The organism is Novosphingobium sp. IK01 (genome assembly GCF_033242265.1).
GTDB classification, from domain to species: domain Bacteria; phylum Pseudomonadota; class Alphaproteobacteria; order Sphingomonadales; family Sphingomonadaceae; genus Novosphingobium; species Novosphingobium pituita.
In genome coordinates, this window is sequence record NZ_BTFW01000001.1 from 1,817,029 (window position 1) to 1,835,319 (window position 18,291).

The window sequence follows — 18,291 nt, forward strand, 5'->3', positions numbered from 1 at the left end:
CAGATACGTCACTTTCGTGTAGTCACCCCTTCTGGCTCGGCATAGCGGTGAGATAAGCAACGATCGCATCAACGTCCTTCTCGGCCACCGGCGCCTTGTACACCTCACGCATCTTGGTGACGGTCGCCTTCCACTGGTCCGCCGATAGCGCAGGCTGGGTCAGCGCCATGCTGGCCGAGTGGCACGAGGTGCAGTTGGCGTTGATAACGTCGGCGTGCGGGCCGTCGGGATAGGTCGCGTCGTCGACCGGCAGGTCAACGCTAGTTGAGGCAAGCGAAAAGCCGCGCGCCGACACGCTGGCGGGCGGCGCCGGCTCGGACGTCTCGGATATCGGAACGGGCGCCTTGCGGCTGCTCGGCGCGCCGATCGAGACGAGGATGATGCCGGTCAGGCCGATCAGGCCAGCGGCCAGCACGCCGGGGGAGAGGGTCTTCATGCTACTCGCTCCTCAAGCCGCGATGATGGTGGTGGTCTCAATGTTGCCGCGCATGAACCCGCCCGGGTTCCAGATCGGCTTCATCGGCTGGGCGACGCCGTTGGTATTCCAGCAGCGCACCATGATGGGGTTGGGCCCGCGTCGCAGCGGCACGCGACCATCCCAGCGCCGGAAGCTGTACCTGCCCTCGTCCGCGCCGAGCGTCGTCCTGTACCAGGTGCGGCCACCGTCCGACGACACATCGACCTTGGCGACGCCGCAATCGCCGCCCATCGCGATCCCGCCGACCGGGATCGACGCTTCATAGGCGATGGCCTGACCATCGGGCAGGCTCGTCATCCAGCTGCGCGGGATCATCCGGTTGATGGGGACAGTCGGGAAGTCCTTGGCACCGGGCGCGACATTCGCGCCGGGTGTCGCGGGGATCCTGTAGGCCTTGGCCATCCAATACTGGTCGTCAGGGCCGGGCAGTACCTCGATCGCGTTCAGCATCTTGACCCAGTAGGTCGAATACCAGCCCGGCACGATCAGCCGGCAGGGAAAGCCGTTGAGGAGCGGCAGTTGCTCGCCGTTCATGCCGAAGGCGATCATCACCTCGCCGTCGCGGGCATGGTCGATGTCGAGTGCCTTCTCGAAGTCAGGGGCGCCCGCCACGACCGGCTGATCGAGCGCGCCGAAGCGCACCTGTACCGCGCCTGCCTTGACCCCCGCGAGGTCGAGCACGTCGCGTAGCCGCACACCGAGCCATTTGGCGTTGCCCATCGCGCCGTTGCCCCATTGGGCACCGGCGACCCGCGGCTGGAATAGCCCGCGACTGTTGCCCGAGCACTGATTGACCGCCGCCATTTCGACCCGTGGAAGGCGCAGCAGCTGAGCGAGGCTGATCGACAGCGGCCGGTTGACGTGGCCGAAGACGTTGAGGCGGAAAGTCTCGACATCGATCGAGGTCGGGATGTCGGCCCAGTGCCAGCGGACGAAGAACTGGTCGTTGGGCGTGAACACCGACTTGTCGAACACGTCCATCGGCGTTTCCAGCAAGGGTGGATGGACGCGCTGGAGGATCATGCTGCCCTTGCCGGGAAAGGCGCTGGTCATCGGCCGCTCGGCATTGCCGCCGGGCAGCTTCAGGTCGACGAGCTGCTGCGCCAGTGCCGGCGCGGCGGCAAGGCCGGCGGTGCCGAGCGCGGCATGGCTGAGGAAGCGGCGACGGCTGGTCTCACTCGCCAGCCCGGCGTCGAAATTGTCCATGACAAGGCTCTCCTGTGGCCAGTCACGCTGGCGGATCGAAGGGGCATTCTGCAAGTGATCGGACCGACTGATCCGATCATCATGGCGGATCAGTTCGGGGTGGCGATGCAGGGTGAGACGAACAGGTTGCCGCGCCATGCGCCGGCCAGCGTCTTGGCGCCGACGAGCAGCCACATCGCCGCAAGCGCGACTGTCAGCACCGTGCCAGCTATGCCGAAGAAGCCGAGGTTCAGCGTCGTGCCGAGGCGGAAGGTGGCGACGGTGTAGACGCCGAGCGGAAAGGTATAGCCCCACCAGCCCAGGTTGAACGGCACACCAGCGCGCCAGTAGCGGATGGTGATAAGCGTCGCGAGCGCCAGCCACCACAGGCCGAAACCCCACAGGCAGAGTCCGGCGACAACGCCGATCCCTTGAGCGACGCTACCGACATCGGCCAACCCGTGCGCCGCGAGGATCGCCGGCGCATCTGCCCCGAGCACCAGCATGCCCAGAGCACCCGTGCCGATCGGCCCCAGCGCCAGCCAGGAGGATGCTGCCATGCTTTCATGCGGCAACTTATGGAGTGCCATGCGCAGGATGAGGATGGCGAGGATGCCAAACGCGACCGGCACCGAATAGGCCCACAGCACATAGGAGGTCGCAAGCGTGACTAGCTGCGCGTGGGGATCGGCCAGATGCGGCGCGAGCAGCCCGCCGCTGGCACCCGCCACTTCGGCAGCGACGACCGGCAGCAGCCATACCGCGGTCATGCCGTCCAGGCTATGCTCGTGGCGGGTGAACATCAGGTACGGGATCAGCACGCCGCAGGCGAGCGACATGGCGACGTCGATCCACCACAAGACCTGCGCGACCGGTACGATGCCATTCCCGAACCGCGCGATGCCGAAGGCGAGGCAGCCGTTGATGATTGTCGCCAGCCCCATCGGGATGGTCCCGATGAACATTGACACGGTGTTGTGCCCGAAGATGCGCCGCGCCTCATGCCCGAACATCACCCAGCGCGCGCCATAGAGGCCGGCGAACAGCGCGAAGAGTGCGATGTTGAAGAACCACAACACCTCGCCGAATGGCTTCAGCGAGGGTCCAATGCCGGGTACCTGCGGCAGTGCGAGCGCGAGGATGCCCGTGCCCATCGTCGCGGCGAACCAGTTGGGCGTGAACTGGCGGATCATCTCGCGGGGGTGATCGAGCCGGCTGAGCGGCTTGAGGCCGCTCAGAACGGAGTGCGTGTCGGCAGTCATGCGACCTGCTCCTTGATGAGGTCCGTCAGCGCGTCGGCCGCGCGGGTGCGATAGCGTTCCTTGTGGCGCAGCGCGTGAAAGGCGCGGTCGGGCAGCCCGAGCGGCAGCTCGACAAGGTCACCGGCCTTGAGCGCACGAGCTACGACCAATCGCGACAAGACGGCAACGCCGGCACCGGCCTCGACCGCGGTACGCACCGCCTCGTTGGACGGCAGCGTCATCGCTATCGTCAGCTGGGCCGGATCAAACCCGCGCGTTCGCAGCACGTCCTCGAAGGTCGAGCGCGTACCGGATCCCAGCTCACGGACGATCCAGCGTTCAGTGCGCAGCCAGGCCTCGTCGACACGTTCGGCGTCCTCGCGGCCGACCAGCACCATCGGATCACGCCCGACAGTCCAGTGGGCGAGTGCCGGTTCGTCCACCTCGCCCTCGACAAAGCCGAGTTCCGCCGCGCCGCTCAGGACCTGCGCTGCCGCACCTTCGGTGTTGTCGATCGCGAGCTCAACCGCGATCTGCGGGTGGCGTTCGTGGAAGGCGGCGAGCTTTGCCGGCAACCAGTAGCTCGCGATCGTCTGGCTGGCGACGATCCGCAATGAACCACGGGCAAGCCCGGCATAGTCCGCCAGCATCGTCTCGGCATGCGCTGCCCGCCCCAGCACCGCGCGCGCTTCCTCCAGAAAGCCGCGGCCTGCTTCGGTCAGCTGGATGCCACGCCCGACGCGGTGAAACAGAGGAACCCCGTAGCGCGCTTCGAGGGCAGCAATCGCGCCGGAGGCAGCAGACTGCGTGACGTTCAGCACCTCCGCTGCCTTGGTGACGTGTTCGCGCTCCGCGACACCGACGAATATTCTGAGCTGCTCCAGGGTCATGCAGCTTATATCGCGCAATCTGATCGATACGACCAACCGTTTGATCTGCTCATTCCAATCTGGATATCGGAACGATCGGCAGCCTTTCGTCTGTGATGGTCTTGAAGACTTGAAGCGATCCGCGCGCTTGCGGCGTTTGTTCGTCCATGACCGATATGATCGAGCGCAAATCCGATCCCTACAACGCCGAGCCGACGCCCAGTGCGTTGATCGAGCGGTTCCTGACGCCGCAGGCGCTGTTCTACGTGCGCAGCCACGGGCCAGTGCCGGATCTGCCCGCCAATCATCGGATCGAGGTGAGCGGGACGGGCATGGCGAGCCGCTCTTTCTCGGTAGAGGAACTGAATGTTGATTTGCGCTGAGACTTGACCCGGGATTTTCATTGAGAACTGACCCGGGTGGGTATGGGTTATGTGCTGCCCTGAGCGGGCAGGGTCAAGTGTCGGCTTATCCCTTTCTGGCTTTGGGCGTTGTGGAACTGGTCCTGAAGCGAAAGCTGTCATTGCCGGTTTCGAGGATGTGGCAGTGGTGAGTAAGGCGATCGAGCAAGGCAGTCGTCATCTTGGCATCGCCGAAGATGCTGGCCCATTCGCTGAAGCTCAGGTTGGTGGTGATCACGACGCTGGTGCGCTCGTAGAGCTTGCTGAGCAGATGGAACAGCAAGGCCCCGCCGGATGGGCTGAAGGGGAGATAGCCCAGTTCATCCAGGATGATGAGGGGGACTGTCAGGATTTCCGTGTGCGGCCGGGCGGTTGATCATCAGGCCGCCATGGCTCTGATGAAACGTTCGCCGAAGATCACGGCAAATTGCGCCTTCGCCATGGTCCACTCACGTGGTGGCATCTTCCACTCTTTCTCCGACCGATTCAAGATCAGGTAGAGCAGCTTGGTGGCGGCCTCGTCGCTGGGGAAGTGTCCCCTGGCCCTGACAGCCCGCCTGAGCTTCGAGTTCAAAGCTTCGATGGCGTTCGTAGTGTAGATGATCCGGCGGACCTCGTCGGGGAACGCAAAAAACGGGATCACCTCGCCCCAGGCGCGCCGCCAGCTCTGGCCGATGGCGGGATAGCGCTGCCCCCAAGGGCCAGCCTCAAATGCTGTCAGCGCCTTTTCGGCGGCATCTGCGTCGGTGGCACGGTAAATCTCCTTGAGCGCGCTGGCGAGGTTCTTTCGGTCCTTCCAGGAGACGAAGTCCATCGAGTTGCGCAGCAGGTGAACGATGCAGGTCTGGACGATCGCATCGGGAAAGCCCTTCAGGCCGTCAACGACGGCCAGCAGGATGTCTTCAACGCCACGGTTGCGAAGCTCGTTCATCACCCGAAGCCAGAACTTGGCACCCTCATTCTGCTCGAGCCACAAGCCGAGCACCTCCTTTGCGCCGTCGGCGCGGACGCCCAGCGCAATGTGGATCGCCTTGTTGCGCACCATGCCCTCGTCGCGGATCTTGACCCGGATCGCGTCGAAGAAGACCAGCGGGTAAACCGGATCGAGCGGCCGCTGCTGCCAAGTGGCGACCTCATCGAGCACGGCGTCGGTCACCGTGCTAATCAAATCGGGTGAGACGTCGATGCCGTATAGATCGTGCAGGTGCCTGGTGATCTCGCGGGTGCTCATGCCGCGCGCGTACATCGACACGATCTTGTCGTCGAAGCCGGGAAAGCGGCGTTGATACTTGGCGATCAACTGCGGGTCGAAGCTCGACTGGCGATCGCGCGGCACGTCGATCGCCAACTTGCCGGTGTCGGTCATTACCGTCTTCCGACCGTAGCCGTTGCGCATGTTGCCGGCGCCGTCTTCGCCAGCGAGGTGGTGATCCATCTCCGCATTCAGGGCACGCTCTGTCAGCGCCTTCTTCAGCGAATCGAGCAGACCGCCCTGCTCGAAGGCGGCACTGGCAGCGCCGCCCGCCAAAAGCTGATCGAGAAGCTCATTCGGTATGGCAGGTTCTTTGCGTCGTGACATAGTGGGACTCCTTGTTGCCCATTATGCCCGGCCACACACGGAAATCCTGACAGTCCCATGATGAGGTCGAGCTTGAGCAGGCGTTCGGCCAGTTGCCCATGCCTTGCCGGAAATCCTGACAGTCCCTGAGTAGGTCCATGTCGATCACTCCGATGCCTCCCGACTGTCAGCCGGGGGCGAGGAAAGCATGGGTCAATTCTCAGTGAAAATTTACGCCTCTCCCGGGTCAAGTCTCAGCGCAAATCAACAGATATACACATTCCGTCAGGGCCGTATCATCGATCGCAGCCATGAGGCGCAGCAATATCGGGCATCCGGCCTCAATCTGGTCATCGCCGCGATCGTCTATTGGAACACGATCTACATGGATGCCGCCGCCCAGCATCTGAGATCAGCAGCGGTCCCGGTCCCGGATGGTCTGCTTGCCCATACCTCCCCGGTTGGCTGGGAGCATATTGCCTTTTCCGGCGATTTCCTCTGGGATCGTGCAGCCGCTTCCGCTGGACGCAAGGCCCTCAATCTCCCGCCGGATAGCCGCGTAGCCTAAGTGTTCGCTGATTGTTCGCTCTTAGCGTTGTTTAGCGTACCATCCACGCTATGCCCTCTGAAGGGCTGGGAGAAGCCAACGAAACTCAACACCGACAAGGCCCCCAGCTACGGCGTCGCAATCGCCGAGTTGAAACGAGAAGGGAAGCTCGCCCTGGAAACCGAACACCGGCAGGTAAAATACCTGAACAACGTGCTCGAGGCCGACCATGGCAAGCTCAAATTGTTGATCAAGCCCGTGCGTGGTTTCAAATCGATGCCGACAGCCTACGCCACGATCAAGGGCTTCGAGGTCATGCGCGCCCTGCGCAAAGGGCAAGCCCGGGCATGGTGCCTGCAGCCAGGGATCAGGGGAGAGGTGCGTCTGATCGAAAGAGCATTTGGCATTGGCCCCTCGGTCATGACCGAGGCCATGGACGTGCTCAATCAGCATTTTGCCAATGCTGCCTGATCCCCAGACGGGGTGACGCTGCCCGGCCGTCACCAATGTTTGCAACAGAGCCCATACGTTTCCCTTCAGATTCAGATCAAAACATGGCTGCCGGACTGTGTGCCCGCCCCGCGCCATCCTCTCTATCAATCAGGTAGAGATATCCACCGCAGTTTTCCTTTGCCCGCATGAAGGTCGTCTAAGTCTGGTGACGATGATCTGCCCCACGCCCGGTGGAAGCTCGCCGACCGGGGCAATGATGCCCAATGGTTCAGGGATGCGCTGGAGCAAAACGGCATCAAGCCCTGCATCCCAGGCCGAAAATCTCATTCTTTTCCCGTAAAATACGACAAGCGCCGGGACAGGCGGCGCCACCGGTGCGTTGCATCGTCCGGCCTCGCAGGTCGTCCGGGAACTGATGCGGGAATGTGTCGAGAAACAACGCCAGAAGCGCGAGCATACCGACGTTGTTGCGCGCAAGGTGGCTGTGGTGCGTGCGTCGATGCAGGCTGAATATACAGGACACATTGAAAATAAAAAGAAAAGGCTGATAATATATCTTATGTTAAATCAATCCGCCTTGATCGCTTCGCGGTGGCACAGTTCGGCGACACTCTCCTCGCCGTCAGGCAAATTCGGCGCCGCGTTCGGTCTCGGTCTCCAGGACATGACGCACAAAATCCAGAGCGATGCGCAATTCGGCCCGGCTCAGCACCCCTCCCAGGGAAATCCGCACGGCTTCTACCGGGGCTTGCCCCACACAGAACGCATCACTGACAACCACACTGAGGTCCGATGCACGCAGCCGTGCAGCAAAGGCAGACCGCTGCCAGGGCTCGGGCAAGGCCATCCACAAGTGGAACCCTTCGGGGTTGGTCATGTAGGAGCACGACGGCAAGGTTTCTGCGGCAAGATTTTGACGGGCAGCGCACTCCCTGCGCACGGCATGGATCACCTGGCGGGCGGTGCCATCCTCGATCCATTGCGTGGAGAGCGCTGTGGCCAACGGCGAGGCCATCACCGACGCCGTGCGCAAGATGGCGCTGACCGGCCACAGGGACCGTTGATCCGGCGCGACGACATAGGCGATGCGCAAACCGGCCCCGATGCATTTCGACAGGCTGCCCACATACCACGTGATCTCGGGCGCCAGCGTGGCAAAAGCGGGGGGAGGATTGCGCGGCAGCAGGCCATAGGCATCATCCTCGATGATCGTCACGCCATGGCGCCGGGCCACCTCGATCAAGGCTTCACGCCGGGGCTGTGAGCAGGTTGAAGTCGTGGGATTAAGCAGCGTGGGGTTCATGTAGAGCACCCGCGCGCCGTGATCGCGGCACGCCGCATCGAGCGCGTCAGGCTCGATCCCCTCGTCGTCTATGGGCAGGCCGATCAGGCGCAGACCCAGACGCCCCGCCACGGCCTTGATGCCCGGATAGGTCAAAGCCTCGCACATCAGCATCTCGCCCGGTTGCAGCAGGGATTGCAGGATCGCCTGAAAGGCCAGATGTGTGCCGGGGCAAATCGCCAAACGCTCCTGCGTGGCGATCAACCCGCGCCATGCCAGAAGATGCGCTGCCGCCTCGCGCTGGACATAGGTTCCGCCAAAGCCCTGATATCGCAGCAAAGTAGGCAGGTCGCGCGCAATCCTGACCAGCCCGGCCTGCATCCGGTCCGCCAATGCACGGTCCTCCGGTTCCGGCGGGAGGTTCATCGTCAGATCGGCCACCGAAGGGCGCATGGCCGGGTGCGATCTGCGTGGCTGCCCGGCCACAAAGGTGCCTTGCCCGGTGCGCGACTCGATCAGGCCGCGCTTCTGCGCTTCGACATAGCCGCGCGCGACAGTGGTGAAATTGATCCCCAGCCTTTCGGCCAGATCGCGCTGGGGCGGCAGGCGGTCTGACACGCGCAGGCGCCCTTCCCGCATGTCGTGCGCAATGGCATCGGCAATCGCCTTGTAATGCGGCTTGCCAAAGCGTGTGAGATCGGGCGTCCACCTGTCCGTCATGTCACCTCCGTGGGAGCGGGACTTAGCATAGAGTGGAAATGCAGTCAAAATGCATTCAATTTGCGAATCAGGCGCATCATGCGCCGGAAGGACGTCATGCTGAAATTTCAGGCAACGCCTTGGAGTAGCATTCAGATAATCAGCATAAATTCGAGAATTTTGCGTCAATGCCGCGCGCATGCCGCATCGCCGCCTGCTCGGTTTATCGCCCTTTTCCCTCGGTCTGGCGCGCAGCACTCTCGATATTGAATGCATTTAGCGAATGCATAAAATTCATCCAATTGACTACATAAATGGCTTTCGACAGCCTGTAACCATCCCGACAGGGACCACTACAGGATCTGGAGAAAGCCCATGCCCACCGTCACTGCCACCCCCAACCAGAAGGGCGATTTCCTTGTCGATTACGAGGAAAAGCTGTTTGAGGACGTCAAGGCCGAACCCGGCGAAAAGGCGCTGGTCACGTTCCACACCGTCGCGTTTGAAGGGTCGGTCGGCCTCGTCAACCTGCTTCAGGCCACCCGCCTTCTGCGCAAGGGATTTGAGACGAGCGTGCTGCTCTATGGTCCCGGCGTCACGCTGGGCCTGCAACGCGGCTTCCCCAAGCTGGGCGACGAGGCCTTTCCCGGCCATCTGGCGATGAACAACCAGATCGAGAAGTTCATGAAGGAAGGGGGCAAGGTCTATGCCTGCCGCTTTGGCCTCCAGGCGCTGTATGGCCATGGCGAAGGCGCGCTGATCCCCGGCATTCGCCCCATCGCGCCGCAGGATGTGCTGGACCTGATCCTGCTTCACCGCCGCGACAACGCGTTCATCCTCGACACCTGGACGTTGTAAGGAGGCCGGGTCGATGGACGAGAGCGGCTACGACAAGCGGGTGATCCGTGCGGCGGCGGTGCAAATCGCCCCCGTGCTGGATCGCGCCGGCGGCACGTTGGAACGCGTGCTGAATGCCATCGCCGAAGGGGCGGACAAGGGCGTGGGCTTCATGGTCTTTCCCGAGACCTTCCTGCCCTACTACCCTTATTTCTCGTTCATCGATCCGCCCTATCGCATGGGCGCCAGGCATCTGGCGCTGTATGATCAGGCCGTCACCGTTCCCGGCCCGGTCACGCAGGCGCTGTCCGCCGCCGCGCGCCGCCATGCGATGGTGCTGGTGGTGGGCGTGAATGAACGCGACGGCGGCTCGCTTTACAACACGCAACTGGTGTTCGATGCCGATGGCACGCTGGCGCTCAAGCGCCGCAAGATCACCCCCACCTATCACGAACGCATGATCTGGGGCCAGGGCGACGGGTCGGGCCTGCATGCGGTGGATACCGCCGTGGGGCGGGTCGGCGCGCTGGCCTGCTGGGAGCATTACAACCCCCTCGCCCGCTATGCGCTGATGGCCGATGGCGAACAGATCCATGCCAGCCAGTTCCCCGGCGCGCTGGTCGGCCCCGTTTTCCATGACCAGATCGAGGCCGCCATCCGCCACCACGCCGCCGAAAGCGCCTGCTTCGTGGTCAACGCCACGGGCTGGCTGACGGATGAGCAGCGCGCCGCCATCGACCCGGGCGGCACCCACCACCGCGTGCTGGCGGGCGGTTGCCACACCGCCATCATCTCGCCCGAAGGCCAGCATGTGGTTCCGCCGATGACGCAGGGTGAAGGGCTGCTGATCGCCGATTGCGACCTGTCACTGGTGATGAAGCGCAAGCGGATGATGGACAGCGTGGGCCACTATGCCCGCCCCGAACTGCTGCGCCTCTACCTCGACAACCGCCCCGCCCCCGCGCTGCACCGCGCCGCCGCCCCCACCCTTGCGGAGACCCCTGATGGACCCGATGAACACCGCCTCGATGATCGCCCGGTTGCAGTCCTCCGGCATCCGGCTGAATGATCCGCGAGCCGGGGCCGCGAGCCGCCGTGGCGGCGCCGGCCCATCGGACCACAAGGCCGTCACCATCGATGGCGTCACCGTCATGGTTCCGGTCCACACCGCAGGCGCGTTTGACAGCCCGTTTGAGGCTGGCGTTCCAGATGCGGACGGCCAGGCCACGCTGAGCTGCGATGGCAAGGCGCTGGGCGTGATCCGCTTCCCGTCCCAGCCCAGGTTCTACGGGCTCAAGACCGCCGAGGGCGTGCCCTATTCGCAGATCGCCACACTGCACGGGCGCGATGTGCTGGCCACGACGGTGCTGCAAACCTGCATCCGCTATCAAAGCCGCACCAGAACCTGCCAGTTTTGCGCCATTGGCCAATCGCTGGCAGCCGGGCGCACCATTGCCCGCAAAACGCCTGCGCAACTGGCCGAGGTAGCCAAGGCCGCCGTCGCGCTGGACGGTGTGAAGCATATGGTGATGACCACCGGCACTCCCGCCACGCCCGATCGCGGCGCCAGCGTGCTGGTGGAAAGCGCCCGCGCCATCCGGGCTGCCGTGAACCTGCCGCTGCAGGCGCAATGTGAACCGCCCGATCACGATGGCTGGTTCGCCACCATGCGCGAGGCCGGGATCGACACGCTGGGCATGCATCTGGAAGCCGTGACGCCCGAAGTACGCGCCCGTATCATGCCCGGCAAGGCCAGCGTGCCGCTCTCGCGCTACATGGAGTCCTTCCGCGCCGCCGTTCCCGTGTTTGGCCGGGGGCAGGTGTCGACCTATATCCTCGCCGGACTGGGCGACAGCCGCGAGGCTTTGCTGGCGATGGCGCAGGATTTGATCGCCATCGGCGTCTATCCCTTCATCGTGCCCTTCGTGCCCATCACCGGCACCCCGCTGGAAAGCCACCCTGCCCCCTCGCCTGAGTTCATGGCATCGGTACTGGGCCCGCTGGCGGATATGCTGGCCGCAGGTGGTCTGGCGGCGGAAAAGGTGAAGGCCGGCTGTGCGCGGTGCGGCGCGTGCTCGGCGCTTTCCACCTTTGAGAAGCTGCGACAGTCATCAGGACAGGTGGCCTCAGGACAGATGGCCGCAGGACAGGTGGCATGATGGATCTGGCCGCTCCTCCCCCCTATCGTTCGCCCGATTACATCGTGCGCCATGCCACGCAGGATTGGGAAAGGGCCGGTGCCGCCGCGCTTCGCCATGCGGTGTTCTGCGGCGAACAAGGCCTGTTTGCCCACCATGACCGCGACACCATCGATGCGGCAGCCACGCCCATCGTCGCCCTTTCGATGATCGCGGGCCAGCCTGACGAGGTGATCGGCACCGTGCGCATCCACAGCCCCGAGCCGGGCCTGTGGTGGGGATCGCGCCTCGCCGTTGCGGCAACCCACCGCAATGTGGGCACCATCGGCCCGGCGCTGATCCGTGTGGCGGTCAGCACGGCGCATGCCATGGGCTGCACGCGGTTCCTCGCCCATGTGCAGGCGCGCAACGAATTGCTGTTCCGCCGCATGAAGTGGCAACGGCTGAACATGATCGACCTGCATGGCAGCGCCCATGTGCTGATGCAGGCTGACCTTGCGCATTACCCGCCGATGGCCGACGGCATCACGGGCCTGCGTACCGGCACGCGGCGGGCCGCATGAGCGCGCTTGCGACCATTGCCGCCCGTTTGAACCAAAGCCGGGGCATGGCGCACAAGGGCGATATTGCCCCGGTGATGCGCGCTTTGGGCCTGAGCGGCAATGATGCCATCCCGGTGGGCGACGACACGGCCGCCATCCCTGATGGTGATGGCCACCTGCTCTTCGCCATCGAGGGGTTTGTTGAGGACTTCATCGCCGCCGACCCATGGTTCGCAGGCTATTGCGGGGTGATGGTCAACGTCAGCGATGTGCTGGCAATGGGCGGCCGCCCGCTGGCCGTGGTGGACGCGCTGTGGTCCACGGATGCGGCAAAGGCCGCGCCACTGCTGGCCGGCATGCGCGAGGCGGCGCGGCGTTATGGCGTGCCCATCGTGGGGGGACATTCCAACCTGCGGGCCAAAGACGGGCAGTTGGCTGTCGCCATCCTGGGCCGGACCGAAGCGCTGGTCACCAGTTTTGACGCACGGCCTGGTGATACGCTGTTGATGGCCGTGGATCTGGCCGGGCGCTTTCGCGATCCCTTTCCATGGTGGGATGCCAGCACCGGCGCCAGCGATGACCATTTGCGCGCCCTGCTGCCCATCATGCCCGATCTTGCCGCACAGGGCCTGCTCTCCGCCGCCAAGGACATCAGCATGGCCGGGCCCATTGGCACCGCGATCATGCTGGCCGAAGCATCACAAGTGGGGCTGGAAATCGATCTGGACGCCGCGCCGCGCCCGGAAGCGGCGACATGGGACCGCTGGCTACCCGCCTTTCCCAGCTTTGGCTTTGTGATGACCGCTGCGGCCCACCACGGGCCCGCCATCATCGCGCGGTTCGCACAGGCTGGCGTCGCCTGTGCGGCCATCGGCTGCGCCACCGCTGATCGCGCCGTGCGCCTGCGCATGGGCGACGATGTGGTGCCCGTGTGGCGGGGCGATCAACCGCTGATCGGCTGCCATCCTGTTTTGGAGACCCTTCATGCCTGAACAACGCTTTCGCATCCGCTGGCCCGATGGCTCGCTCGAAGAGGGATATTCGCCCTCCACCATCATTCGCGAACATCTGGCGGTGGGCCAGCCCTATTCCGTCGCACTGTTCGCCACGCTGGCACGGGCCGGGCTGGAAGCCGCCAATGCCCGCGTGCGCGCCCGCTTCGGCATGGGCTGTTCCCAGGCGGTGATGCAGATCGCCACCATCAGCGCCACCGCCGCCCGCTTTGCCGGCCAACCCGATGCGCAGGTCGTGATCGAAGCCTTCCTGCCCTGACCTTTTCTTTGGAGAATGACCATGCCGGACTCTGCCAATGCCCTGCCCCGACACGTACCAGTTTTGATCGTCGGTGGCGGCCAGGGCGGGCTTTCGCTGTCTTTTCTGTTGCAACAACAGGGGATTGACCACCTGATCCTTGAAAAGAACCGCATTGCCCATGCCTGGCGCGCCGAGCGGTGGGACAGCTTCTGCCTGGTCACGCCCAACCGCCAGTGCGTCCTGCCCGGCTTCAGCTATGCCGGTGAATATGGCGGCAAGGATCCCCACGGCTTCATGCTGAGGGACGAAATCGTCGCCTTTCTGGAAACCTATGCCCGCCGTGTGAACCCGCCCGTGCGCGAAGGTGTCGCCGTAACGCGCGTGGCCCCGCGTGAGGGCGGCGGCTATGCGGTGCAAACCAGCGCCGGGGCGATGACCGCAGACAAGGTTATCATCGCCATCAGTGGCTATCACACACCCATCGTGCCGCGCGTGGGCGCCGCCTTGCCCGCCAGCTTGCCGCAGCTTCACTCTCTGGAATACCGCAACCCGCAAGACCTGCCCGAAGGGGGCGTGCTGGTGGTGGGATCAGGCCAATCGGGCTGCCAGATTGCCGAAGACCTGATGCTGGCGGGCCGTCAGGTGCATCTGGCCGTGGGCGATGCGCCACGGGCACCGCGTGTCTATCGCGGGCGCGATTCCACCGACTGGCTGGAGGAAATGGGCCACTACGACATGCCCATTGCCGAGCACCCGTCGAGCGAGAAGGTGCGCCAGAACGAAAACCATTACCTGACCGGCCGCGATGGCGGGCGCGAGATCGACCTGCGCGCCTTTGCGCTGCGCGGGATGAAGCTTTACGGCATGCTGGATGGCGTGGACGGGCAGACCATCCGTTTCCGCCAGGACCTGACGCAGCATCTGGATGCGGCCGACGCCACTTATCTGCGCATTCGCAAAACCATCGACGACTATATCGAACGCGAAGGGATCAACGCCCCGCAAGCTGAGCCCTATGTCCCTTGCTGGGCGCCGAAAAGCGATCCCGAAACGCTGGATCTGGAAGCGCAAGGCATTGGCAGCGTAATCTGGTGCACAGGCTTCCGCATGGATTTCAGCTTCATCGACGCGCCCGTGTTCGATGGGCGCGGCTATCCGGGGCATGATCGCGGCATTGCCACGCACGACGGGCTCTATTTCATTGGCCTGCCGTGGCTGCACACATGGGGATCGGGCCGCTTTGCCGGGGTGGCGCGCGATGCCGCGCATATTGTGGACCACATCGCCGCGGCTCTGGCCCCGCGCGAGCAGGCGATGGCCTGATAGCCCCCGCCTGTCACTGTCCCACAGAAAAGAGAGTTCCATGGAATCATTGTCCCGGCGCACCCATGTAAGCTGCGGTTGCTGACATGGTGGCAAGCGATGATGCCGAATTGACGCGCGCACCCGACACGCACCGGCTCGAATGGCCCTCATTCGATCCGGTGCGTGTCGGGATGCCGGAACTGTGCCGCGCCGGGCTGTCGGAAAACTGGCTTCTGAAGGCATGTGGCCATCGGCATTGGCTGGCGTTGGCCGCCGCACACGGGATGGTGAGGCCCGAGTTTCACGGCAGCCTTGGCGAACGGCTGTACCCTGCCTTCGTTGCGGTTGACGTGAAAGGGTTGGGTGCGGGGCTGGACAGCGTGGGTGAACATGACAGGCTGGACTTTGCCCTGTGCCTGGAGCGCGTTGGGCGCACACGCTTTCACAGTCGAATCACGGTCAGCGCCCAGGGGGTGGCGATCGCGCAGGTGGAAATGACCACGGCCTTTGTCCACCGCGCCGTGCCCGGCATGAACCGTTCGGCCACGCGCGCGATGGTGGCGCGGCCTTGCCGCCTGCTGCCCGCACCCGGACACCGCCCGCCGCCCTTCCGACCCGATACCTGGGACACGATCGCAGGCTTTGCGCGCCGCGAGCGGGCCGAACTGGCAGATCTGGTGCTGGACCCTGCCCCCCATGAAGATTTCAACGGGGCTGAATTTCTCTATTTCTCAGCCTTCCAGGCCATGCTCGATCGAGCAGAATGGCAATGGTGCCGACAGACAGCACCGTTGTTCGTAACGCATCGGCGCCATATCTTCTATCTTGGCAATGCAGAACTCGGAGACAAAGTCAAAGTCACGCTGTGCGGCATACGCAAACATGCAGGCATTCACAGCCACTGGGTTGAAATGCGCCGCAACAGCGACAATGCCATGATTGGAGTAGCCTTCACCCAAAGAAAACATTTCACATTATCTTGAATTTCAAACACCTGAGAGCCCGATCCAAAACTAGCACTACTTTGGCAGAAGTTCACTTGGGTGTTTGATGAGGCTGCATCCGCAGTGAGGGCAATGGTCGGGCGGTGAGCGGGCCAAGCGGTCAAGGATGGCTTGGCGCACTGCTGGCAAAGTGGGTTGGGGAGGCGGACCGAGGACTCTTTTTTTTCCGTCCCGCCTGAGCGAGCCTTCGGGATTGCAGGAAGGCGTAGGCCATCATCGACATCAAGGCGTGGCGGTGAAGTCCGGCCCAGGATCGTCCTTCGAAGTGATCGAGGCCCAGTTCTTCCTTGAGTTGCTGATGAGCTTGTTCGCAGACCCAGCGCGCCTTGATCGCGCCGGCGAGAGCCTTGATCGGGGTGTCGCCAGGCAGATTGGAGAGATAGTATTTGCGCTCGCCATTCGAGCGATGCTCCCCCACCAACCAGGCTTCCTCGCCCGGCATGTGCTGGGCCCCGGCAGAGCCGATCCGCTGAGGCGCACCATCGGCAATGCGCACGCGCATGGCCGCAAAGCGGGCCGTCAGCGGTCCCTTGGTTCCCTTGCGCCAACTGACCTGTCGCCACTTCGCGCCTTCGAGCATTGCGTGCGCGGCAATGGATTTGACGTCCGGCACATGCCGCACCCGTGGGCGCCCGCGTCCTGCGACCGGGAAGATCAGCTGCACATCGGCCGGATAGACCTTTTGGTGCCGGGGGATGCCCACCGCCCAGCAAAGGCTGCGCGCACTCAGTGCCTGTCGGAATGGAGCGGACAGCCCGTAACCGGCATCGGCCAGCACACAACCGAAGCGCACGCCCGCAGCGATGATACGATCGATCTCCTCGATCGCGATCTCGGGCTTGGTACGATATTCCTGCAAAGGGGCAGGCACACCCGCCTTGTCCATGCGTGCGGTATCACTCGTCCAGCTTTCGGGCAGAAACAGCCGCAAGCTCAGCATAAGCGGAACTTCACCCGAGGCCAGTGTCACCGATACCAGTGTCTGGCAGTTTGCATTCTTGCCCAGTGCCGTCGCGTATTGGGGCGCAACGCCAACCGAAGCCTTGCCCTTCTTGGGTAGGGCAGTGTCGTCGATGATAAGCCAGGCTCCATTGCCACCGACCAATTCATCCGCCTGGCGCCACAAGGTCGCTTCCAGCGGGGCGCTATCCCACAGACCGGCCCCGATGAAATGATGCAGCCGATCATAAGCGACGGCGTCCGAACGGGCCGCCATGGGCTGGATGCTCTTGCGATCACCTGGCCCAATCAGGCCCGCGATATAGGCCGGACACATCCGGCGTCGCGTCTTGTTCCCCAACCCCTCCAGATACGGGGCAAGCCACCGCTCCAGATCCGACTGCCAGTCCTCGTCCATCGCCAGCCTCCGTCAAAGCTGGCTCCCCATGAATCACGCAATCAGCGCCATGGGAATCCCAAAAATTAAACTTCTGCCAAAGTAGTGCTAGGCCGTAGACTCATAAACGCGGAGCCAAATCCGCATTGAAGCCAACTGGACCATCGCGAGGAAGTTCTCGGCCAGCTTGGGGTGACTACACGAAAGTGACGTATCTGCGGCTCTGTTGCAAACATTGGTGACGGCCGGGCAGCGTCACCCCGTCTGGGTCACAATCGCCTTCATCCGCATGCTCACGCGCAGAACGGCTCTGTTGCAAACTCTGATGCGGTTGCCAAGGTTGGGCCCTTGGATTGGTAAGGTCAGTTGTGATGGACGATTTCAAAGGGCGGCATTTTACCGGCGAGGTCATCCTATGGGCGGTCCGCTGGTACTGCCGGTACGGCATCAGCTACCGCGATCTCGAGGAAATGCTGGCGGAACGTGGCATCGATGTCGATCACACGACCATCTATCGCTGGGTGCAGCGCTATGCGCCGGAGATGGAGAAGCGGTTGCGCTGGTTCTGGCGGCGAGGCTTTGATCCGAGCTGGCGTCTGGATGAGACCTACGTCAAGGTTCGGGGCAAATGGACCTACCTGTACCGGGCGGTCGACAAAAGGGGCGACACGATCGACTTCTTCCTCTCGTCGACCCGCAGCGCCAAAGCCGCGAAGCGCTTTCTGGGAAAGGCCCTTCGCGGGCTGAAGGGCTGGGAGAAACCAACGAAACTCAACACCGACAAGGCCCCCAGCTACGGCGTCGCAATCGCCGAGTTGAAACGAGAAGGGAAGCTCGCCCTGGAAACCGAACACCGGCAGGTAAAATACCTGAACAACGTGCTCGAGGCCGACCATGGCAAGCTCAAATTGTTGATCAAGCCCGTGCGTGGTTTCAAATCGATGCCGACAGCCTACGCCACGATCAAGGGCTTCGAGGTCATGCGCGCCCTGCGCAAAGGGCAAGCCCGGGCATGGTGCCTGCAGCCAGGGATCAGGGGAGAGGTGCGTCTGATCGAAAGAGCATTTGGCATTGGCCCCTCGGTCATGACCGAGGCCATGGACGTGCTCAATCAGCATTTTGCCAATGCTGCCTGATCCCCAGACGGGGTGACGCTGCCCGG

The 18,291-nt window shown here is 63.5% G+C and carries 17 protein-coding genes and 5 pseudogenes; 13 read left to right on the forward strand and 9 right to left on the reverse strand.

What is annotated here, in order from left to right:
- Positions 1-22 precede the first annotated feature (22 nt).
- From SBI20_RS08395 to SBI20_RS08410, 4 genes are all read right to left on the reverse strand, one after another.
- The gene (locus SBI20_RS08395) at positions 23-436 is read right to left on the reverse strand and encodes a c-type cytochrome (protein ID WP_317974622.1); all 414 of its coding nucleotides are present in this window, start codon (positions 434-436) and stop codon (positions 23-25) included.
- Positions 437-448: 12 nt separating this feature from the next.
- A complete protein-coding gene (locus SBI20_RS08400; protein ID WP_317976082.1) occupies positions 449-1,684 on the reverse strand; it encodes a molybdopterin-dependent oxidoreductase in 1,236 nt (411 codons plus the stop codon).
- A gap of 89 nt (positions 1,685-1,773) precedes the next feature.
- Positions 1,774-2,925 carry a TDT family transporter gene (locus SBI20_RS08405; protein WP_093008091.1) on the reverse strand — a complete coding sequence of 384 codons (1,152 nt, stop codon included), beginning with the start codon at positions 2,923-2,925 and terminating at the stop codon, positions 1,774-1,776.
- Positions 2,922-3,794, reverse strand: a complete 873-nt coding sequence (locus tag SBI20_RS08410; protein ID WP_058733710.1) for a LysR family transcriptional regulator — start codon at positions 3,792-3,794, stop codon at positions 2,922-2,924. Before SBI20_RS08410 ends, SBI20_RS08405 begins: the two co-directional genes overlap by 4 nt.
- Positions 3,795-3,940: 146 nt before the next feature.
- Between SBI20_RS08410 and SBI20_RS08415 the strand changes: the two genes are divergently transcribed.
- Positions 3,941-4,156: a hypothetical protein gene (locus SBI20_RS08415; RefSeq protein WP_317974623.1), complete on the forward strand. Its 216-nt coding sequence runs from the start codon at positions 3,941-3,943 to the stop codon at positions 4,154-4,156.
- A gap of 85 nt (positions 4,157-4,241) precedes the next feature.
- On the opposite strand, the pseudogene SBI20_RS08420 reads toward SBI20_RS08415, so the two are convergent.
- Both SBI20_RS08420 and SBI20_RS08425 read right to left on the reverse strand, forming a co-directional pair.
- Positions 4,242-4,511: pseudogene (locus SBI20_RS08420) on the reverse strand (ATP-binding protein); the annotation flags it as partial.
- 42 nt (positions 4,512-4,553) lie between these two features.
- Positions 4,554-5,753 carry an IS256 family transposase gene (locus tag SBI20_RS08425; protein WP_317974624.1) on the reverse strand — a complete coding sequence of 400 codons (1,200 nt, stop codon included), beginning with the start codon at positions 5,751-5,753 and terminating at the stop codon, positions 4,554-4,556.
- 244 nt (positions 5,754-5,997) lie between these two features.
- On the opposite strand from SBI20_RS08425, the pseudogene SBI20_RS08430 reads away from it, so the two are divergent.
- From SBI20_RS08430 to SBI20_RS08440, 3 pseudogenes are all read left to right on the forward strand, one after another.
- Positions 5,998-6,300 (forward strand): annotated as a pseudogene (locus tag SBI20_RS08430) (Tn3 family transposase); the annotation flags it as partial.
- A gap of 57 nt (positions 6,301-6,357) precedes the next feature.
- Positions 6,358-6,750: pseudogene (locus SBI20_RS08435) on the forward strand (DDE-type integrase/transposase/recombinase); the annotation flags it as partial.
- 198 nt (positions 6,751-6,948) lie between these two features.
- Positions 6,949-7,107: pseudogene (locus SBI20_RS08440) on the forward strand (IS5 family transposase); the annotation flags it as partial.
- A 247-nt stretch (positions 7,108-7,354) separates the two neighbouring features.
- Here the strand turns inward: SBI20_RS08440 and SBI20_RS08445 are convergent.
- Positions 7,355-8,914 carry an aminotransferase-like domain-containing protein gene (locus SBI20_RS08445; RefSeq protein ID WP_317974625.1) on the reverse strand — a complete coding sequence of 520 codons (1,560 nt, stop codon included), beginning with the start codon at positions 8,912-8,914 and terminating at the stop codon, positions 7,355-7,357.
- A gap of 174 nt (positions 8,915-9,088) precedes the next feature.
- Between SBI20_RS08445 and SBI20_RS08450 the strand changes: the two genes are divergently transcribed.
- The 8 genes from SBI20_RS08450 (at position 9,089) to SBI20_RS08485 (ending at position 15,772) form a co-directional block, all read left to right on the forward strand.
- Positions 9,089-9,571 carry an MSMEG_0572/Sll0783 family nitrogen starvation response protein gene (locus SBI20_RS08450; protein ID WP_317974626.1) on the forward strand — a complete coding sequence of 161 codons (483 nt, stop codon included), beginning with the start codon at positions 9,089-9,091 and terminating at the stop codon, positions 9,569-9,571.
- Between the two features lie 13 nt (positions 9,572-9,584).
- Positions 9,585-10,619, forward strand: a complete 1,035-nt coding sequence (locus SBI20_RS08455) for a Nit6803 family nitrilase (RefSeq protein ID WP_317974627.1) — start codon at positions 9,585-9,587, stop codon at positions 10,617-10,619.
- Entirely contained in the window at positions 10,555-11,709 is a 1,155-nt protein-coding gene (locus tag SBI20_RS08460; protein WP_317974628.1) for an MSMEG_0568 family radical SAM protein, read from the forward strand. The genes SBI20_RS08455 and SBI20_RS08460 overlap by 65 nt, the downstream gene beginning before the upstream one ends.
- Complete coding sequence (locus SBI20_RS08465) at positions 11,706-12,251, forward strand: MSMEG_0567/Sll0786 family nitrogen starvation N-acetyltransferase (protein WP_317974629.1); 546 nt, start codon at positions 11,706-11,708, stop codon at positions 12,249-12,251. Before SBI20_RS08460 ends, SBI20_RS08465 begins: the two co-directional genes overlap by 4 nt.
- Entirely contained in the window at positions 12,248-13,222 is a 975-nt protein-coding gene (locus SBI20_RS08470) for a sll0787 family AIR synthase-like protein (RefSeq protein WP_317974630.1), read from the forward strand. Before SBI20_RS08465 ends, SBI20_RS08470 begins: the two co-directional genes overlap by 4 nt.
- Entirely contained in the window at positions 13,215-13,502 is a 288-nt protein-coding gene (locus SBI20_RS08475) for an MSMEG_0570 family nitrogen starvation response protein (protein WP_317974631.1), read from the forward strand. Before SBI20_RS08470 ends, SBI20_RS08475 begins: the two co-directional genes overlap by 8 nt.
- A 21-nt stretch (positions 13,503-13,523) precedes the next feature.
- Positions 13,524-14,807: an MSMEG_0569 family flavin-dependent oxidoreductase gene (locus tag SBI20_RS08480; RefSeq protein WP_317974632.1), complete on the forward strand. Its 1,284-nt coding sequence runs from the start codon at positions 13,524-13,526 to the stop codon at positions 14,805-14,807.
- 86 nt (positions 14,808-14,893) lie between these two features.
- Positions 14,894-15,772, forward strand: coding sequence for a Pnap_2097 family protein (locus tag SBI20_RS08485; protein WP_317974633.1), 879 nt, complete (start codon positions 14,894-14,896; stop codon positions 15,770-15,772).
- Positions 15,773-15,893: 121 nt separating this feature from the next.
- On the opposite strand, the gene SBI20_RS08490 is transcribed toward SBI20_RS08485, so the two are convergent.
- Entirely contained in the window at positions 15,894-17,150 is a 1,257-nt protein-coding gene (locus tag SBI20_RS08490; RefSeq protein ID WP_317974634.1) for an IS701 family transposase, read from the reverse strand.
- Between the two features lie 87 nt (positions 17,151-17,237).
- Positions 17,238-17,324 (reverse strand): annotated as a pseudogene (locus tag SBI20_RS08495) (IS5/IS1182 family transposase); the annotation flags it as partial.
- A gap of 176 nt (positions 17,325-17,500) precedes the next feature.
- Here SBI20_RS08495 and SBI20_RS08500 point away from each other — a divergent pair.
- Positions 17,501-18,265, forward strand: a complete 765-nt coding sequence (locus SBI20_RS08500; RefSeq protein WP_063142267.1) for an IS6 family transposase — start codon at positions 17,501-17,503, stop codon at positions 18,263-18,265.
- Positions 18,266-18,291: the final 26 nt, after the last annotated feature.

What these genes read in the sequence shown, in the direction of transcription:
- SBI20_RS08395 (WP_317974622.1), bottom strand. Translation starts at nt 436, where the DNA reads ATGAAGACCCTCTCCCCCGGCGTGCTGGCCGCTGGCCTGATCGGCCTG.
- SBI20_RS08400 (WP_317976082.1), bottom strand. Translation starts at nt 1,684, where the DNA reads ATGGACAATTTCGACGCCGGGCTGGCGAGTGAGACCAGCCGTCGCCGC.
- SBI20_RS08405 (WP_093008091.1), bottom strand. Translation starts at nt 2,925, where the DNA reads ATGACTGCCGACACGCACTCCGTTCTGAGCGGCCTCAAGCCGCTCAGC.
- SBI20_RS08410 (WP_058733710.1), bottom strand. Translation starts at nt 3,794, where the DNA reads ATGACCCTGGAGCAGCTCAGAATATTCGTCGGTGTCGCGGAGCGCGAA.
- SBI20_RS08415 (WP_317974623.1), top strand. Translation starts at nt 3,941, where the DNA reads ATGACCGATATGATCGAGCGCAAATCCGATCCCTACAACGCCGAGCCG.
- SBI20_RS08425 (WP_317974624.1), bottom strand. Translation starts at nt 5,753, where the DNA reads ATGTCACGACGCAAAGAACCTGCCATACCGAATGAGCTTCTCGATCAG.
- SBI20_RS08445 (WP_317974625.1), bottom strand. Translation starts at nt 8,914, where the DNA reads ATGCGCGCGGCATTGACGCAAAATTCTCGAATTTATGCTGATTATCTG.
- SBI20_RS08450 (WP_317974626.1), top strand. Translation starts at nt 9,089, where the DNA reads ATGCCCACCGTCACTGCCACCCCCAACCAGAAGGGCGATTTCCTTGTC.
- SBI20_RS08455 (WP_317974627.1), top strand. Translation starts at nt 9,585, where the DNA reads ATGGACGAGAGCGGCTACGACAAGCGGGTGATCCGTGCGGCGGCGGTG.
- SBI20_RS08460 (WP_317974628.1), top strand. Translation starts at nt 10,555, where the DNA reads ATGGACCCGATGAACACCGCCTCGATGATCGCCCGGTTGCAGTCCTCC.
- SBI20_RS08465 (WP_317974629.1), top strand. Translation starts at nt 11,706, where the DNA reads ATGATGGATCTGGCCGCTCCTCCCCCCTATCGTTCGCCCGATTACATC.
- SBI20_RS08470 (WP_317974630.1), top strand. Translation starts at nt 12,248, where the DNA reads ATGAGCGCGCTTGCGACCATTGCCGCCCGTTTGAACCAAAGCCGGGGC.
- SBI20_RS08475 (WP_317974631.1), top strand. Translation starts at nt 13,215, where the DNA reads ATGCCTGAACAACGCTTTCGCATCCGCTGGCCCGATGGCTCGCTCGAA.
- SBI20_RS08480 (WP_317974632.1), top strand. Translation starts at nt 13,524, where the DNA reads ATGCCGGACTCTGCCAATGCCCTGCCCCGACACGTACCAGTTTTGATC.
- SBI20_RS08485 (WP_317974633.1), top strand. Translation starts at nt 14,894, where the DNA reads ATGGTGGCAAGCGATGATGCCGAATTGACGCGCGCACCCGACACGCAC.
- SBI20_RS08490 (WP_317974634.1), bottom strand. Translation starts at nt 17,150, where the DNA reads ATGGACGAGGACTGGCAGTCGGATCTGGAGCGGTGGCTTGCCCCGTAT.
- SBI20_RS08500 (WP_063142267.1), top strand. Translation starts at nt 17,501, where the DNA reads ATGGACGATTTCAAAGGGCGGCATTTTACCGGCGAGGTCATCCTATGG.